We start from the raw sequence: 16,018 nt of genomic DNA on the forward strand, positions 1-16,018 counted from the left end.
CGCGGCGCTTCGGGCCCGGCACCGCTCAGGGCGCGTCGCCGACCTCGGTGCCCGTCGCCTCGCGGCGGGCACCACCCGCACCGATCCGCCCGACGACGCGGTCCACGTCCCAGCGCTCGACCGCCGCCAGCGGCGCACCCGCCTCCTCCCGCAGGGCCGCGGCCCGCTCCAGCAACCGCGTCGCCCGGCCGTGCCCGCCCGCCAGCGCGTGCGCTCCGGCCAGCCCCTCCACCGCCAGGGCGACCGCACGCGGGTCGCCGCTGCGCTCGGCCTCACGCCGGGCCCGTCCGTGCAGTTCCAGGGCCGCGTCCGCGTCGCCGCGCTGTTCGGCGACGAACCCCAGCTGGGTGAGGATGAAGGCGGTCCCGATCCGGCCGTCCGCGCGCCGGTTCCACTCCAGGCGGCGCAGCAGCGACCGCTCGGCCAGGTCCAGGTCGCCCCGGCGGCGGGCGGCCAGGGCGATCCCGGCGTCCGCGAACTGCTCGCCCACCGGGTCCGCGTGCTCCTCGGCCACCCGCAGCGCCCGGGCGTGCAGCGCGTCGGCCCGCTCCAGGTCCGCGTTGAGCAGGGCGACCCGCCCCAGGCCGGAGAGCTTGAGGGAGAACGTGTGCCACAGCCGAAGGCCCTCGGCGATGCGCAGCCCCTCCTCGTGGCGCCGGGTCGTCTCCGCCAGATCACCGCGGGCCTCGGCGACCTGGGCCAGGGTGTCGGAGGCGCGCAGGATCCCCCACCGGTCACCGAGGGCGCGCAGTGCCCGCTCGGCCTCCAGTGCCCCCCGCCGGGCCCCGGCGAGGTCGCCCCGGGCGAAGGCCGCCCGCGCCAGGGTCTCCCGGGCGACCGCCGCGCCCCACGTGTCCCCCGCCCGCACGCAGGCGTCACGGGCCCGCTCCACCCGGGCCGCGGCCCGGACCGGATCGCCCAGCCCCCAGCGCGTGAACTCCGTGAACCAGGTCAGGCGGGCGTGCGCGACCGGGTCGCCCACCCGGGCCAGGTCCTCCTCGACGGTGGCGCTCCACCGCCGGGCGTCCTCGGAGCCGGGTACCGCCAGGGCGGCCCGCCACACCCGTGCCCGGGCGCGGGCCGCGGGAGGTGCGCCGGGCACGGACAGGGCGGCGTCCAGGGCGGCTCGGGCCGCCCCCGCGCGCCCGCGCAGGTACCGGTACCAGCACGCGGCCTCGGCCAGGCGCAGGGCCAGGCGGGCGTCCGCCTCCTCCACCGCGAGGGCCAGGGCCGCGTCCAGGTTCGCCGACTCGCGGTCCAGGCGCCGGAGCCGGTGCTCCTGGTCGGCGCCGCGCAGCCCTTCGTCGGCGTGCTCGGCCAGCTCGGCGAAGTGGGCGGCGTGCCGGGCGCGGGTGCGGCGCGCGTCTCCGGCCTCCTCCAGCCTTTCGAGGGCGTAGGCGGCCACCGACTCCCTCAGGAGGTAGCGGGTCGCGCCGGAGCGGTCGGCGGCCACGACGAGCGAGCGGTCCACGAGCGCCCCCACCAGCCCCAGGACCTCGTGGACGGGCACGGTGTCGGGATCGGAGCACACCGCCTCGGCGGCGGCCAGGTCGCAGCCGTCGGCGTGCACGGCCAGGCGGCCGAGCACGGCGCGTTCGGGCGGGGAGAGGGGCTCCCAGCTCCAGTCGATCACGGCGCGCAGGGTGCGCTGGCGTGCAGGCGCGTCGCGGCGGCCGGCCCCGAGCAGGGCGAAGCGGTCGTCCAGGCGGGCGGCGAGGTCGGCCACGCCCATGTGCCGCAGCCGGATGGCGGCCAGTTCGAGGGCGAGGGGGATGCCGTCCAGGCGTCGGCAGACAGCGGCGACGGCGGGAGCGGTGTCGGTGTCGAGCGCGAACGAGGCCGCGGCGGCCCGGGCGCGCGCGGTGAAGAGCCGTACCGCGCCCGAGGCGGCGAGCGCTTCGGGGTCGTCGGTGCCGGGGTCGGGCAGGTCCAGCGGGGGCAGCGCGTACAGGTGCTCCCCGGCCACGTCCAGCGGTACCTGGCTGGTGGCCAGGACGCGCAGGTCGGGCACCGAGCCCAGCAGGCGGGCGACCGTGTCCGCCGCGGGGCCGACGACGTGCTCGCAGTTGTCGAGGACGAGCAGGGCGTCGCGGCCGCGCAGGAGTCCGGCGACGCGCTCGTGCGGGGCGGCCCCCGGCTGCGAGACGTCGTCGCGGACCCCCAGGGCCGCGGCCAGGAGGGGCACGGGGTCGCCTCCGGGGGCGAGCGCGGCCAGTTCCACGAACAGGGCCGTGCCGGGGCCCAGTGCACGGGCCGCCGCCAGGGCCAGCCGGGTCTTGCCGACCCCGCCGGGGCCGGTGAGGGTGACCATCCGCTGGGCGCCGATCAGGGAGCTCAGCGCCCGCAGGTGGTCGTCCCGGCCGATGAGGTCCCCGACCGGCGCGGGCAGTCCGGCGGCGGGGACGGCCGTCCTGTGCGCGGCGGGGAACCCGGCGGCCCCCGGCGGGGGCGCGGGAGCAGGTACCGGGTCCAAGGACGGGTCCTGCGTCAGGACCGCCCGGTGCAGGGCCGTCAGCTCAGGGCCGGGGTCGATCCCCATCTCCTCGGCCAGACGCGCGCGCAGCCGTTCGTAGGCGGCCAGGGCCTCGCCCTGTCGGCCCGCCCCGTAGAGCGCGCGGACGCGGGCGGCGTGCAGGCGCTCGCGGTAGGGGTGGCGGGCGGCGGTCTCGGCCAGCTCGACGGCCAGCGCGGCGTGTTCCCCCAGTTCCAGACGTGCCTCGGCCCGGTCCTCCAGGGCGGTCGCCCGCAGTTCCTCCCAGTGGGCCGCGGCGGACCGCGCCGGTTCGGTGTCGGCGAACTCGGCCAGCACGGGCCCGCGCCACAGGTCCAGGGCGCGGGTGAGCAGGTCCGCGCGCTCGCGGGGCTCCGCGGCCCGCGCGGCCCGGCGCAGCAGTTCCTCGAACCGTGCGGCGTCCACGTCGTCGGCGTCCAGCAGGTAGCCGGGCGCGCGGTGGCGGACCAGGGAACGGGCTCCGGGTTCGGCGCGTTCCAGGGCTCCGCGCAGTTGGGAGACCCGGGCCTGGAGGACGGCCGCGGGGCGGGCCGGAGGGGTGTCGCCCCACAGGTCCCGCACGAGGCGGTCGGCGGGCACCAGGCGCCCCCGGGCCAGGAGCAGGGAGGCCAGCAGGGCGCGCACCTTGGTGTCGCGGATCCGGACGGGCTCACCGTCGTCGGTCCGCACCGTCAGCGGACCCAGCACCCCGAAACGCATGCGGACAACCGTAGCGATCCCGTAGGACAACCGTGGCGGCCGCCGCCACCGTGGTCCTGTGCGGGGCGGTGAGGCGCCGCCCCCGAACCGAAACGGGGTGACCGGTGATGGGGAACTACGCGGGCAAGCGGGCCGTGGTGATCGGCGGGACGCACGGCATGGGGATGGGCGTGGCCGAGGCGCTGCTCGCCGGAGGGGCCCGGGTGCTGCTGACCGGGCGCAGCGAGAAGAACCTGGAGGAGGCTCGCGGCCGCCTGGGGCCGGAGGCGCACGCGGTGCGCGCCGACGTGGCGGACCTGGCCGACACCGACGCGCTGGCCGAGGCCGTGCGCGCCGCGCTGGGCGGGATCGACCTCCTGCACGTGAACGTGGGGACCGCGGAGCTCGGCCCGTTCGGGGAGGTGACGGAGGAGACCTACGACCGCTTGTTCGCGGTCAACACCAAGGGGGCCTTCTTCACCGTCCAGAGGCTGGCGCCGCTGGTCGCCGACGGCGGGGCGATCGTGTTCACCACCTCGGTGACGAACATGACCGGTACGCCGGGGATGAGCGTGTACACGGGCGCCAAGGCGGCCGTGCTGGGTTTCAGCCGGGTGCTCGCCTCGGAGCTGCTGCCGCGCGGCATCCGGGTGAACACGGTCGCTCCGGGCTTCACCGACACCCCCACGATGGGGATCACGGGTCTCGGGGGAGCCGATCGCGAGGAGTTCATGCGGGTGGGCGACGCGGCCACGCCGATGGGCCGCCACGGCACCGTCGACGAGGTGGCCCGCGCCGTGCTCTTCCTGGGATTCGAGGCCACCTTCACCTCGGGCGCGGAGATCCCCGTGGACGGCGGTCTGGGCCTCGGCCTGAGCACCAGCCTGTAGCCGTTCCGGGCCCCGGTCCGGAGGCTGCCGCGCGGGGCGGATCCGCCCCGCGCGGTGGGGGAGACTGGGGAGGTGAGCACCGAGAACAGCCGCCCCGGACCGCCCGTGACCAGTCCCTCGATCATCCTGCTGACCCTGGCGCGCGGTATCGAGACCGAACTGAACGCCGCGCTCGCGCCCCTGGACCTCACGGTCGCCCGGCTCGGGCTGCTCGGCCACATCTCCGGGGTCGCGGGCGCCTCGTTCAGCGACCTGGCGCGGATGTCGGGGATCACGGTCCAGAGCGTGCACGGCTCGGTGAAGTCGCTGGTCGCCGCGGGCCTGGTGCGCGACCGCACGTCGCGGGCCGGGGCCGCCTCGGCGATCGAGATCACCGACGAGGGTGCCCGCCTGCTGGACGCGGCCAGGCAGGCGGTGGCCTCGGTGGACACCGCGATGTTCGGGCCGGAGGCCGACCCCGTTCAGCGGCGGGTGGGCGAGGCCGTGCGGGCGGCCTTCGGCGCCCCGGACGGTTCCTGAGACCGGCGGTCCGCCGCCGCTCCCGTTTTCCGGAAGTTCCCGGGGTCGTGAACCGACCCCTCCTTCAGGCTGCCTGAATCCCGGGATATGCTTCAGGCACCCTGAAGGAAGAAGAACATCCCATGGAACACCTGCTGCTCTCGGTCCACGTGCTCGCCGCCATCGTGTTCGTCGGCGGATCCACCGTCGCGGCCAGCCTCTTCCCGCGGTTCGCCCCCGCCGCCGTGCCCGCCACCGTGGGCGCCGCCGACCCGGGGAGCGCGGACACGCCCACGGGCGCCCGCTCCCCCGACGAGCGCGACCCGGGCGAGCGCGACACCGCCGTGGCCGCCCTGCTGCACCGCGTCACCCGCGGCTACGCCGTCGCCGGAATCGTCGTCCCCGCGGTCGGGATCGCCCTGGCCCTGCTCCAGGGCCGGATGGGCGAGGTCTGGATCATCGTCTCGATGCTGCTCACGGCCCTGGCGGGCCTGATGCTGGCCGCACTGATCCACCCCCGCCAGCGCGAGGCGCTCCGCGAGCCCGGCGACCCCCGCGCGCTGCGCACTCTGTCGATGATCACCGGGATCTACAACCTGGTGTGGGCGTCCGTCGTCGTGCTCATGATCGTCCGCCCGGGCTCGGGGGCGTGACCGGCGCCCCTGGAGCGGGATAGGTGTGACGCGGGTGGGGAATGGTGCCGGAAGCGGCGCACACCCGCGCCGCCTCCGGCCACGTGTGGGGGTATAGCGAAGATGTCTCAGCGGGTACAAGGGGTGGTCTCCCGGTCCAAGGGGGCTCCGGTGGAGATCACCACGGTCGTCGTGCCCGATCCGGGGCCCGGCGAGGCCGTGGTCAGGGTGCAGGCGTGCGGGGTGTGCCACACCGACCTGCACTACCGCGAGGGCGGCGTCAACGACGAGTTCCCCTTCCTGCTCGGGCACGAGGCCGCGGGCATGGTGGAGTCCGTGGGCGAGGGCGTGACCACCGTCGCGCCGGGTGACCACGTGATCCTGAACTGGCGCGCGGTGTGCGGGGACTGCCGCGCCTGCCGCCGGGGGCGGCACCAGTACTGCTTCGACACGCACAACGCCGAGCAGCGCATGACGCTGGAGGACGGCACCGAGCTCTCCCCCGCCCTGGGCATCGGCGCGTTCGCGGAGAAGACCCTGGTCGCCGCGGGGCAGTGCACCAAGGTGGACCCGCAGGCCTCGCCCGCCGCGGCCGGTCTGCTGGGCTGCGGGATCATGGCCGGGATCGGCGCCGCCCTCAACACCGGCGGCGTGGGCATCGGGGACTCGGTCGCCGTCATCGGCTGCGGCGGCGTGGGCAGCGCGGCCGTCGCGGGCGCGCGGCTGGCCGGGGCCGGACGGATCATCGCCGTGGACCTGGAGGACCGCAAACTCGAATGGGCGCGCGGGTTCGGCGCCACCCACACCGTCAACGCCTCCTTCACCGACCCGGTCGAGACCATCCGCGACCTGACCGGCGGTTTCGGCGCCGACGTGGTGATCGACGCCGTGGGCACGCCCAGGACCTACGAGCAGGCCTTCTACGCGCGCGATCTGGCGGGCACGGTCGTTCTGGTGGGCGTGCCCACGCCGGAGATGCGCCTGGACCTGCCGCTGCTGGACGTGTTCGGCCGCGGCGGGGCGCTGAAGTCCTCCTGGTACGGCGACTGCCTGCCCTCGCGCGACTTCCCGGTGCTCATCGACCTCTACCTCCAGGGGCGCCTGGACCTGGACGGCTTCGTCACCGAGGAGATCGGACTCGGCGAGGTCGAGGAGGCCTTCGCCCGGATGGAACGCGGCGACGTCCTGCGCTCGGTGGTGATCCTGTGAGCGGCGCGCGGGTGGAACACCTGACCACCTCGGGGGTCTTCGCCCTGGACGGCGGGGAGTGGGAGGTCGAGAACAACGTCTGGATCGTGGGCGACCGGGACCAGGCCCTGGTCATCGACGCCGCGCACGACGCGGGCGCGATCCTGGGCGCGGTGGGCGACCGCGAACTCGTGGCGGTGGTGTGCACGCACGCGCACAACGACCACGTCAACGTGGCCCCGGCGCTGGCCGAGGCCACGGGTGCGCCCATCCTGCTGCACCCGGCCGACCGGGTGCTGTGGGACATGACCCATCCGGACCGCGCGCCCGACGCGGAGCTGTCCCAGGGACAGGTCGTCACCATCGCCGGGACCGGGCTGACCGTCCTGCACACCCCGGGCCACGCCCCGGGGGCCGTGTGCCTGTACGCGCCCGACCTGGGCGTGCTGTTCAGCGGCGACACCCTGTTCCAGGGCGGTCCGGGGGCGACGGGACGGTCCTACTCGGACTTCCCGACGATCGTGGAGTCCATCCGCGACCGGCTGTTCAGCCTGCCGGAGGAGACGGTGGTCAACACCGGTCACGGCCCGTCCACGACGATCGGTGCCGAGGCGCCCCACCTCCAGGAGTGGATCGACCGGGGGCACTGAGGGCCGCGGTGCGCGGCCCGCGAGCCGGGCCGCGCCGTCGGTGCCGCGGGCCGCGGCCGGGGACGCACCGGCGCGGCCGCCCGCTCAGGCGGTGCGGGCGGAGGTGAGGCCGGCCCCGTACTCCATGGCGGCGAGCACCGCCGGTACGAACCGCCCGGAGAGCCGCGCCAGCGAGTCCGGGTCGAGGGCGACGCGCAGCGCGCCCGGCGCGAAGGTGGCCAGCGCGCGCCCGACCAGGGGATCGTCCCGGCGGGCGCGCAGGCCCGCCACCGTGCCCGGCCAGTGCCGCTCCTGGACCGCGCCGAAGGCGGCGGCGGTGGTCCAGAGCGCGAACAGCGGCCCGGAACCGGCGCCCAGGTGCTCGGCGCAGTCCCGGCGCAGCTCCCCCGGTGAGGCGCCCCACTCCGCCAGGACCCCCGGTGTGGGCCGGTGGGCCTCGGGCACGTCGTCGCCGGTGTCGATGACCACGGCCTCCCCGGTGTTCCAGCGCAGGAACGGCAGCAGCGGGGGCAGGTCCAGGACCGGCCCGTCGAAGCGGGCGCCCTCCGCCGCGAAGCAGGCCGAGTGCCGGAGCCCGTGTTCGTCGTTGCCCTTGATGCTGGGCAGATCCTCGTGCTCGACCAGGTTGGGTGCCGCGACCAGGGCGGGGGTGCCGCGCTCCCGCAGGAACCGCAGGGCGGCGCGGTCGTCGGAGCGGCCCCCGGCGCCGCGCAGGTAGCGGCCCATGTCCAGGGCCAGCTCGCGCGGCAGGAGCAGGGCGGGGGTCGGCATGTACGGGTTGATCACCGGTACCGCCCCGGCGCCGGTGAACACCGCCCACCGGGCCAGGTAGGCGGTGCGCGAGCCCCATTCCACGAAAAGGGAGAGCGCGGCCTCAGGACGCCTTCTCACCGCGTCGCGCACGGAATCGGCGAAATCCGCGCAGACGCGGACGTCGTCCTGGAGGACGAGGTGGTGGGTGGAGTCGAAGCGTTCCGCGCTGGAGAAGGCGACCTGGGAGGCGCGCAGGGAGCTGGGCGGACCGTCGGGCTCGGGGTCCACGGCCAGGCAGGCGTCCGCGATCCCGAGGGAGTCCAGGACGCGGCGCGCGGCACGCATCCGGCGGGGGTGGGTCATGACGGACGCGGACAGCACGACGGGAGAAAGGGGGTTCGGCATATGCCGAGAATAACCGGAAAACGGTCGAAGGCAAGGCCGGTAGAAATTGTTTTTCTTTCCCCATAAACCCTTACCCGGCCAGATTAGCACACGCCTTGGGGTAATTTCCGTTCCGCGGTTCGCGGCGTGCGGCCACCGGAGGGCGCGACCCCGGTCCCGGAGGCCTGTGAGCTCCTGGTACGCACCCCCCGCACCCGCTCCTTTCTTCACAGGACACGTGCCGCCGAAAGGCATGTTTCGCCCATCGGAACTACCATCGGGTAACCAGGGGGAATCGAACGACACGCGGCCGGGGAATGAGCGGAACACGACGACCAGAGGGCTCCCGTCCCCGCATGGGCGTCGTCACAGCGGACCGAATCCCTTTACCAGCAGGGATTTCCAGGACCGTAATTCGGATCACTCGACGTGTTGGGTAAAGCGGGGATTGCCTGCTCCTAGCCTTGTGTTGGAGGCGGAAGTGATCCCGGGACCCTCTGGTCCTCTCATGGGACTTCTGTCGGCGCCCCGCCCGAAGGCGGTTCACGGCGCCCGCCGCGTACCGCGCACCGCTCGTTGTTACTTCTCCCCGCGTTGGAGCCTCGGTGACCCTTGCTTCCGCACGTCCGAACCGCCGTGCCCAGATCACCCCGGACGTCCAGGTCGTCCCGGACACCCAGAACGTCCCTACCGCAGACAACCCCCTGAACCACCACGACGTGCCGCCGCAGGCCGGACCGTCCCGCCAGGAGGCCACGGCCGCCACGGCGCGCACGCGCCGCCGCACGCTGCTGCTCGTCCTGGTCCTCGGCGTGCTGTCCGCGATCGGCCCGCTCGCCACCGACCTGTACCTGCCCGCGCTGCCCCAGATCGCCTCCGACCTGGGCACTAGCGAGGCCAGCGTCAAGCTCACCCTGACCTCGGTGATGGCCGGTCTGGCCCTGGGCCAGCTCGTCATCGGCCCGCTCAGCGACCGGTGGGGCCGCCGCGCGCCGCTGCTGGTCGGCATCGGCGTGTTCACCGCCACCACCCTCGCCATCGCGGCGGTCGACAGCGTGGAGATGTTCAGCCTGCTGCGCTTCGGCCAGGGGTTGTCGGCCGCGGCCGGCCTGGTCATCTCCCGCGCGATCGTGCGGGACGTGTTCGACGGCGACGCCGCCGCCACCTTCTTCTCCCGGCTGGTGCTGCTCTCCGGCCTGGCCCCGATGCTCGGCCCGATCCTGGGCGGTCAGCTGCTCTTCTTCGGGCCCTGGCAGCTGCTCTTCGCCGTGCTCGGCGCCACCGGGCTGGCGACCTTCGCCCTGGTGCTGTTCGGCCTGCCCGAGAGCCTGCCGCCAGAGCAGCGCGAGCGGGTCAGCCCGCGTGCGCAGCTGCGCGTGTTCGGCCGCCTGCTGCGCGACATCCGCTTCACCGCTCCCACGCTCACGCTCGCGCTGAGCTTCGGGATGAGCTTCACCTACATCTCGACGTTCTCCTTCGTGGCCCACTCGCGCTTCGGGGCCAGCGCCCAGGAGTTCAGCCTGGTGTTCGCGGTGACCACGCTCGGCATGATCATCGGCAACCAGCTGAACGCCTACCTCATCCGCCGGGTCGAGATCCACCGTCGCCTGTTCCTGGGCCTGGCCGGGTCGATCGCCTCGGTGGCCTCGCTGGCGCTGCTGGGGTCCGCGGGCGGAGCGAGCCTGGTGACGGTGACCGTCGCGCTGTTCGTGATGATGGTGTTCACCGGGCTGGTGTCGCCGAACGCCACCGCCCTGGCCCTGGACGGGCAGCCGCCGAGGATCGCCGGAAGCGGCTCGGCCCTGCTGGGCACCCTCCAGTTCGGCATCGGCTCCGGTCTGGCCTCGACCGCCGGGCTGACCGGTCCGGTGACCCTGTCCAGCATGACCGCGGTCATGCTCGCCACGGCCGTGGCCGCCGCGGTGGTCTTCACCGCTTTCGCGGTGCGTACGGGACACACCGCGCCGGCCGCCGCCTGAGTGTCGGTGCGCACGGCTAGTGTGATTCGCTCGTTCAGGCCAGACCCGAGGAGCGCGACGTGTTCCCCAGCCCCCAGGCGCAGTCCCTGACCAGTGAGGCACCCGGTGTGTGGGAGGAGGTGCTCCCCCACCTGGCGGAGTCGGCCGCGACGTGCTGGCTGACCGTGACGCGCGCGGACGACCACCCGCACACCCGGCCGCTGCTGGCGGTGTGGGTGGACGGCCAGCCCTTCTTCGCGTCGGGCGAGGGCACCGCCAAGTCCCGGCTGCTGGCCGCGTCCCCGCAGGTCAGCCTGGCCTTCACCACCGGCGTCATGGACGTGGTGGTGGAGGGCGCCGCCGAGCGGGTACTGGACCCGGACCTGCTGGGCCGGGTGGCCGCGGGCTACGCCGAACGCCACGGGTGGGCCCCGCTCGTCGGGGACGGAGGGCTGACCGGCCCGGAGGGGGCGCCGACCGCGGGCCCGCCGCCCTACCGGGTGTTCACGATCCCCCCGTCCACGGTGTTCGCCTTCCCGGTCTCCGAACTGCCGCACGGGCCCACCAGGTGGCGGTTCGACGTGTGGCCCTGAACCGGGGAGGACGGGCCTTCCGTGAAGGCGGGGGTCTCGGGAGAAGCGGGAGGCGGCACCGGGTGAAACGTCGCGTCTCGCGGGTATAGGTCTGCCGCGAAGACAACCGATCCACCGCCCCCCATCCCCTGGAGGCAGAGCGTGCGAGTACGCATCGTTCTTTCGACCCTCGTCGTCCTGTGGTTGCTCATCGGGCTGATCGCCGCGTTCCAGCGCGGTCTGTTCAGCGACGACGAGACCTCGTGCTCGACACTGGGCCACACCGTCGGAACCATCTTCGTCGGGCCGTTGAACTACATGGGGGTCAACCCGACCATCGAGTGCCCGCCCCTGCCCGAACCCTCCGAGTAGCGGATCCGGCGCCGCGTCCCCGCAGGGGTGCGGCGCCGCTCAGCGTCCGCCGACCGAGGTGGCGCGCCGGAGTTCGGGCCCCAGCGCGTCCGCCAGTTCCGTCCGGACCCGCGCGACCTCGGTGATCAGCAGCGCGGTCAGGGCGCCGAGGGCCCGGAGCAGTCCCTCCCCGGTGAGCGCGCGGACGAGCGTGGCCTCCAGGGAGTCGGTGAACTCGGCGGGCAGCAGGTGCACGCCCTTGTTGAACGCCGTGGGGTGGCCCAGCCGCAGGCACGCCAACGCCACCGTCTGCTCGCGCAGACGGCCGATCCAGTGCTCGGCCTGCCACAGGCGTCCGCGTTCGACGCAGACACGGGCGTGCAGGGCGTGGTGCCAGGAGTGGCCGATCAGCGTGTCCGGGTCCGGTTCCGGGAAGGGCTGGAGTTCGCGCGCGTTCCCGAAAACCGTCCGCCACTGGGGGCCGCGGGGGCCGAACTCGCTCTCGGGGACGAAGGCGACGTCCACCTCCAGGCAGCCGGGCAGGAGGAACACCCGGATGAGACGGGGGCCGGGGACGGGCAGGTCCCAGTGGTGCAGCGTGCCGAACTCCCGGTGGAGCCACTCCGTCCAGTCGGCGGGCACCCCGTCGCGGCCGTCGCGCACGGCGAGGACGAGGTCGATGTCGGACCACCGGTCGGCCGCTCCGTCTGCGCCGGAGCCGGTGAGCGCGGCTCCCGCGACGGAGCCGTCGGCCCTGGCGCGCGACAGCAGGCGCTCGCGGAGCCGGTCGCGCTTCGTCACGTCGGGGGGCATGGCAGCATTCCTCACTCGTTCGCCGGCGCGGTCACAGGGAACGGTAGTGGGCGCGCCGGGAGGGGTCGAGCTTCTCGATCGCGGCGCGCAGCAGGGGGCGCGGGGCCCGGGCGGCGTGGGCGTCGAGGAAGGCCAGCAGCCGGTCGCGGTCCTTGTCCCCGGCTGCACGGAGCATCCACCCCACCGCCTTCTGCACCAGTTCGTGGTCGTCCTCCAGGAGGATCTCGGACAGGGCGAAGGCGTCGTCCAGATCGTCGTGGGCGATGAAGTGCGCCGTCGCCACGATGGCGGTGCGCCGCCGCCACGGGTCGTCCGAGCGCGCCAGGGTGTACAGGACCCCGCGGGGGCGCTCCCGCAGATGGCGGCCGAGGACGTGGTGCGCGGCCAGGTCCACCAGGTCCCAGTTGTTGACGCGGTCGTGGCGGCGCAGGTACAGCTCCGCGAGCGCGGCGACCTGTTCGGGCGTGCTGCGCCGGTGGCGGGCCTTCTTCTCCATGATGCTCATCGCCCCGGCCCGGGCCTCGTGCACGGGGCTGTCCATCAGCTCCTCGACCTGGTCGAGGGGCATGTCCACGAACTCCTTGGCCAGGGCGAACACCGTGCCCATGCGCACACCGACGAAGTAGTCGTCCTCGGGCTGGCGTCCGGCCTCGAAGCGGAAGTAGCGCTGGTACTTGCGGAGTTCCCCGTCGCTGCGGTGCTCGTCGAGGCGCGCCAGGAAGGCTCGGGCGGTCAGCGGTGCGGTGGCCATGGCGGCACGGTAGACGTCCCCGGTGACATTCGGCGTGGACGCCGCCGGGAGGACGGCCCCCGTCGGCGTCCTCCCGGCGGCGCGGTCCGCCTCATCCCCGAGCCCGCCTGTCCTGTTCCATCTCCTCGCGCAGCTGCGCCAGGACGCCGTTGAGGAGTCGGGACACGTGCATCTGCGAGTAGCCGAGGCAGTCGGCGATCTCGGACTGGGTGTGGTCGCCGAAGAAGCGCAGCATGAGGATCTCGCGCTCGCGTTCGGGCAGGCGGGCCAGGGCGGGCTTGAGCGACTCGCGCTGGACCACCAGTTCCAGGCCCTCGTCCTCGCTGCCCAGGTGGTCCTCCAGCCGGGTGCCCTCCTGGCCCTCGGAGTCGGAGGCGTCCGGCGCGTCCAGGGACAGGGAGCGGTAGGACTCCGAGACCTGGATGAGCTCGCTGACCTCGGCCTCGGGCAGCCCCATCTCCTCGGAGAGTTCGTGGATCGTGGGCGTGCGCGCGTGTGCCTGCTGGAAGTCGTTGAGCGCCTGGCGCAGCTTGATCCGGTTCTCCTGGTGGCGCCGGGACACGCGCACGGCCCAGGTGTGGTCGCGGAAGTGCCGCTTGATCTCACCGGTGACCGTGGGCATCAGGTAGGAGATGAACGGCTTGCCGCGGTCGGGGTTGAAGCCGTGGATGGCCTTGACCAGCCCGAGCATGGCGGTCTGCTGCAGGTCGTCCAGCGGTTCGCCCCGGCCGTTGTAGCGGCGGGCGAGCTTGTTGACCAGCGGCTGGTAGAGGACCACGACCCGTTCGCGCAGGTCGTCGGCCCGCGGGTCGTCCCTGTCCAGGGCGTGGAGTTCGGCGAGCATGTCCTCGGCGGTGGGGTCCTCGTCCCAGACCGGTCTGCGCGGTCCGGGGACGGCTGGTGTGCGGTCGAAGGTCTCGTGCGTCGCGTGGGGAACGTTGATGGACAAGAGGAAGCCCCCGGTGTCGTGTCCTGTTGGATGCCTGATGTCTGCCTGGACGGCAGTGGGCGGACGGTACGCCCGCACTGCTGATCGAGGTGGGCGGCCGGGATCCGGCGGGGGATGATCGCGATCTGAGGAGTACGTTCCCTAAGAAATGGGCCCAAAAGCCGCCGGGAGAAAATTTTTCGCCATGCGCCATAAACCGGCCTGCCGTACGCACGCGGCGGTCGGAAAAGCACGGGAAAAAGCACCCGCGCCTCGCGGGGCGCACGAACCCCCACCGGAGCCAGCGACATGTTTTCCCTGTTCAGAGGAGTTGTGGGCATCAGATGCGACTCCACGACCCGCGTGGGGCCCACGCGCTTCCGAGCAATGATAATTTTACTCGAACTCTTGTTCGCTTCATTTTTCCGGCGAAAATAAAAGCTGCCTAAAAAGCCAGCGCGCAGGGCGGGTCTTCCTCGGAACGGGTCCCCCGCCCCGGGCACGGCCCGGGAACACGGGGCGCCTCAGTCCGCGGGCCGCGGGCGCAGCAGGTCGGGTTCGATGTAGATGATCGTGGCGATGGGCACCGCCTCGCGGATCCGCCGCTCCGCCTCGTCGATGGCGGCGGTGACGCGGCGGGCGTCGTCCTCGGCGTCCACGGCCACCTTGGCCGCGACCAGGAGCTCCTCGGGACCCAGGTGCATCGTGCGCATGTGGATGACGGCGTCGATGTCCGCGCAGCCCAGGATGGCCTCGCGGATGAGGCGGATGTGCTCCTCGCTGGCCGACTCACCGATGAGCAGGCTCTTCATCTCCACCGCCAGGACCACCGCGAACACCATCAGCAGCAGTCCGATGGCCCCCGAGCCGAGCCCGTCCCAGACGCCGTTGCCGGTGATCAGGGTGAGGCTGACCCCGGCCAGGGCGAAGGCCAGGCCGATGAGGGCGCCGGTGTCCTCCAGCAGGATCACCGGCAGCTCCGGGGCCTTGGTGCGGCGGATGAAGCCGAACCAGCCGACCCGGGCGCGCGCCGTCCTGGTCTGGCGCATCGCGGTGCGCAGCGCCGTCGACTCCAGGACGGCGGCCACCAGCAGCACCACGACGGGGACCCACTGCCAGGAGGTGATCGGGTGCGGGTCGCGGATCTTCTCCCAGGCCTCGTACAGGGCGAACAGCCCGCCGAGGGTGAACAGCACGATCGCCACCAGGAAGGCGTAGACGTAGCGCTCGTGGCCGAAGCCGAAGGGGTGTTCGCGGGTGGCCGTGCGCCTGGCCCGCCGCCCGCCGACCAGCAGCAGGAGCTGGTTGCCGGAGTCGGCCACCGAGTGCACCGACTCGGCGAGCATCGCCGACGAGGCGGTCAGGAGGTAGGCGACGAACTTGGTCGCGGCGATCCCGAGATTGGCCGCCAACGCCATGACCACGGCCTTCGTGCTGTCCTCGCCACTCACCGCGTCGCCTCCTCGTCAGCCGCGGACCGCACGGCCCGGGAACACGGGGCGGGCGGTCGGCGCGGCCGCACCGGCCGGGCTCGCCCGAGGCGGTCGGGTCCGCGCCCCGGACTGTCCCAGGTTCCGGGGAGCCCGGTGCCCGTGCAAGCACCCCCGCGGCCGTGTCGGGTCGCGGGGACCGGTCGGAGCGCTAGGAGTGTTCGGCCGCGCGGGAGCGCACGCGCAGCTCGATCCCGTCCAGGAGCCACTCCAGCCCCCGCGAGAAGGCCTCCTCCGGGGTCGGGCCCGCGGTGGTCATGCGTTCGACGGCCGGGTAGCGCCCCGTCGCACCCGCGCGGGCGGCCAGGAAGGCGTCCTGGACCGTGTCCCACGTGCGACCGTCGGGGGTGGTCCAGGCCTCGGCCCGGTCGGCCTGGACGACCAGGGCGACGTGCCCGCGGACGTAGCCGTTCACGGCCTCCACGACGGTGAACACCTCGTGGCCGCTCAGGCCGGTACCGTCGAAGATCCGCACGGCGGAGTCGACCCAGGCGAAGGTGTGCGGGCCGACCGGCTGCCCGGTGCCCGTGAGTTCGACGAGCCAGGGGTGCTCGCGGTAGGAGCGCAGGTCCTCGTGGGCCCATGCCCGGACCTTCTCCCGCCAGGTGCCGGCGCGGGTGTGCGGCAGGACCGCCTGGCCGACCATCGCGTCCACCATCAGGGCGACCAGGGCCGACTTGTCGGGGACGTAGGTGTAGAGCGTGGCGGCGCCCACCCCGAGCCGGGAGGCGACCCCGCGCATGGACAGCGCGCCGACGCCCTCCTCCTCCGCAACCAGCATGGCGGCCTCGACGACGCGCTCCACCGTGAGGTTGTGCCGGGGGCCGCGCCGGGGCCGCCGGGGGCCGTCCCACAGCAGTTCGAGCGTGGCCGTGGGGTCGTGGACGTAGGCCACTCTTGCCTCCTCGGGAAAACTCCGTACACTGTTCGAAAAATACCGAACACCGTACGGAGTTTACCCCCGGAAGGC

15 protein-coding genes are annotated in these 16,018 nt (G+C 73.6%); 8 read left to right on the forward strand and 7 right to left on the reverse strand.

Going from position 1 to position 16,018, the window contains the following annotated elements; translation table 11 throughout:
- Nucleotides 1-25: 25 nt before the first annotated feature.
- Nucleotides 26-3,211 carry an ATP-binding protein gene (locus ACSTA4_RS16725; protein WP_444960081.1) on the reverse strand — a complete coding sequence of 1,062 codons (3,186 nt, stop codon included), beginning with the start codon at nt 3,209-3,211 and terminating at the stop codon, nt 26-28.
- 107 nt (nt 3,212-3,318) lie between these two features.
- Between ACSTA4_RS16725 and ACSTA4_RS16730 the strand changes: the two genes are divergently transcribed.
- The 5 genes from ACSTA4_RS16730 to ACSTA4_RS16750 all read left to right on the forward strand — a co-directional run bounded on the left by ACSTA4_RS16730 (nt 3,319) and on the right by ACSTA4_RS16750 (nt 7,048).
- Entirely contained in the window at nt 3,319-4,080 is a 762-nt protein-coding gene (locus tag ACSTA4_RS16730) for an SDR family oxidoreductase (RefSeq protein ID WP_444960082.1), read from the forward strand.
- A gap of 72 nt (nt 4,081-4,152) precedes the next feature.
- Nucleotides 4,153-4,599 (forward strand): MarR family winged helix-turn-helix transcriptional regulator, encoded by a 447-nt coding sequence (locus ACSTA4_RS16735; protein WP_416028157.1) that lies wholly within the window; start codon nt 4,153-4,155, stop codon nt 4,597-4,599.
- Nucleotides 4,600-4,721: 122 nt separating this feature from the next.
- A complete protein-coding gene (locus ACSTA4_RS16740) occupies nt 4,722-5,231 on the forward strand; it encodes a hypothetical protein (protein WP_444960083.1) in 510 nt (169 codons plus the stop codon).
- Between the two features lie 102 nt (nt 5,232-5,333).
- Nucleotides 5,334-6,419, forward strand: coding sequence for an S-(hydroxymethyl)mycothiol dehydrogenase (locus ACSTA4_RS16745; protein WP_248770756.1), 1,086 nt, complete (start codon nt 5,334-5,336; stop codon nt 6,417-6,419).
- Nucleotides 6,416-7,048, forward strand: a complete 633-nt coding sequence (locus ACSTA4_RS16750; protein WP_444960084.1) for an MBL fold metallo-hydrolase — start codon at nt 6,416-6,418, stop codon at nt 7,046-7,048. Before ACSTA4_RS16745 ends, ACSTA4_RS16750 begins: the two co-directional genes overlap by 4 nt.
- Nucleotides 7,049-7,132: 84 nt before the next feature.
- Here ACSTA4_RS16750 and ACSTA4_RS16755 read toward each other — a convergent pair whose 3' ends face one another.
- Complete coding sequence (locus ACSTA4_RS16755) at nt 7,133-8,206, reverse strand: hypothetical protein (protein ID WP_444960085.1); 1,074 nt, start codon at nt 8,204-8,206, stop codon at nt 7,133-7,135.
- Nucleotides 8,207-8,790: 584 nt separating this feature from the next.
- On the opposite strand from ACSTA4_RS16755, the gene ACSTA4_RS16760 reads away from it, so the two are divergent.
- From ACSTA4_RS16760 to ACSTA4_RS16770, 3 genes are all read left to right on the forward strand, one after another.
- Nucleotides 8,791-10,164 (forward strand): multidrug effflux MFS transporter, encoded by a 1,374-nt coding sequence (locus ACSTA4_RS16760; protein ID WP_444960086.1) that lies wholly within the window; start codon nt 8,791-8,793, stop codon nt 10,162-10,164.
- 59 nt (nt 10,165-10,223) lie between these two features.
- Entirely contained in the window at nt 10,224-10,736 is a 513-nt protein-coding gene (locus ACSTA4_RS16765) for a pyridoxamine 5'-phosphate oxidase family protein (RefSeq protein WP_248770761.1), read from the forward strand.
- A 141-nt stretch (nt 10,737-10,877) separates the two neighbouring features.
- Nucleotides 10,878-11,087 carry a hypothetical protein gene (locus tag ACSTA4_RS16770; protein ID WP_017567061.1) on the forward strand — a complete coding sequence of 70 codons (210 nt, stop codon included), beginning with the start codon at nt 10,878-10,880 and terminating at the stop codon, nt 11,085-11,087.
- A gap of 39 nt (nt 11,088-11,126) precedes the next feature.
- Here the strand turns inward: ACSTA4_RS16770 and ACSTA4_RS16775 are convergent, their stop codons facing one another.
- The 5 genes from ACSTA4_RS16775 to ACSTA4_RS16795 form a co-directional block, all read right to left on the reverse strand.
- A complete protein-coding gene (locus tag ACSTA4_RS16775; RefSeq protein WP_444960087.1) occupies nt 11,127-11,879 on the reverse strand; it encodes a nucleotidyltransferase domain-containing protein in 753 nt (250 codons plus the stop codon).
- Between the two features lie 31 nt (nt 11,880-11,910).
- A complete protein-coding gene (locus tag ACSTA4_RS16780) occupies nt 11,911-12,630 on the reverse strand; it encodes a DNA alkylation repair protein (RefSeq protein ID WP_248770763.1) in 720 nt (239 codons plus the stop codon).
- Between the two features lie 91 nt (nt 12,631-12,721).
- Nucleotides 12,722-13,579 carry a SigB/SigF/SigG family RNA polymerase sigma factor gene (locus ACSTA4_RS16785; RefSeq protein ID WP_444960088.1) on the reverse strand — a complete coding sequence of 286 codons (858 nt, stop codon included), beginning with the start codon at nt 13,577-13,579 and terminating at the stop codon, nt 12,722-12,724.
- Nucleotides 13,580-14,082: 503 nt separating this feature from the next.
- On the reverse strand, nt 14,083-15,009 hold the full coding sequence (locus ACSTA4_RS16790; protein WP_444960089.1) for a cation diffusion facilitator family transporter: 927 nt from the start codon (nt 15,007-15,009) through the stop codon (nt 14,083-14,085).
- Between the two features lie 190 nt (nt 15,010-15,199).
- The gene (locus ACSTA4_RS16795; protein ID WP_444960090.1) at nt 15,200-15,943 is read right to left on the reverse strand and encodes a TetR/AcrR family transcriptional regulator; all 744 of its coding nucleotides are present in this window, start codon (nt 15,941-15,943) and stop codon (nt 15,200-15,202) included.
- Nucleotides 15,944-16,018 lie beyond the last annotated feature (75 nt).

Source organism: Nocardiopsis sp. M1B1, from assembly GCF_052466615.1.

What these genes read in the sequence shown, in the direction of transcription:
- ACSTA4_RS16725 (WP_444960081.1), bottom strand. Translation starts at nt 3,211, where the DNA reads ATGCGTTTCGGGGTGCTGGGTCCGCTGACGGTGCGGACCGACGACGGT.
- ACSTA4_RS16730 (WP_444960082.1), top strand. Translation starts at nt 3,319, where the DNA reads ATGGGGAACTACGCGGGCAAGCGGGCCGTGGTGATCGGCGGGACGCAC.
- ACSTA4_RS16740 (WP_444960083.1), top strand. Translation starts at nt 4,722, where the DNA reads ATGGAACACCTGCTGCTCTCGGTCCACGTGCTCGCCGCCATCGTGTTC.
- ACSTA4_RS16745 (WP_248770756.1), top strand. Translation starts at nt 5,334, where the DNA reads ATGTCTCAGCGGGTACAAGGGGTGGTCTCCCGGTCCAAGGGGGCTCCG.
- ACSTA4_RS16755 (WP_444960085.1), bottom strand. Translation starts at nt 8,206, where the DNA reads ATGCCGAACCCCCTTTCTCCCGTCGTGCTGTCCGCGTCCGTCATGACC.
- ACSTA4_RS16775 (WP_444960087.1), bottom strand. Translation starts at nt 11,879, where the DNA reads ATGCCCCCCGACGTGACGAAGCGCGACCGGCTCCGCGAGCGCCTGCTG.
- ACSTA4_RS16780 (WP_248770763.1), bottom strand. Translation starts at nt 12,630, where the DNA reads ATGGCCACCGCACCGCTGACCGCCCGAGCCTTCCTGGCGCGCCTCGAC.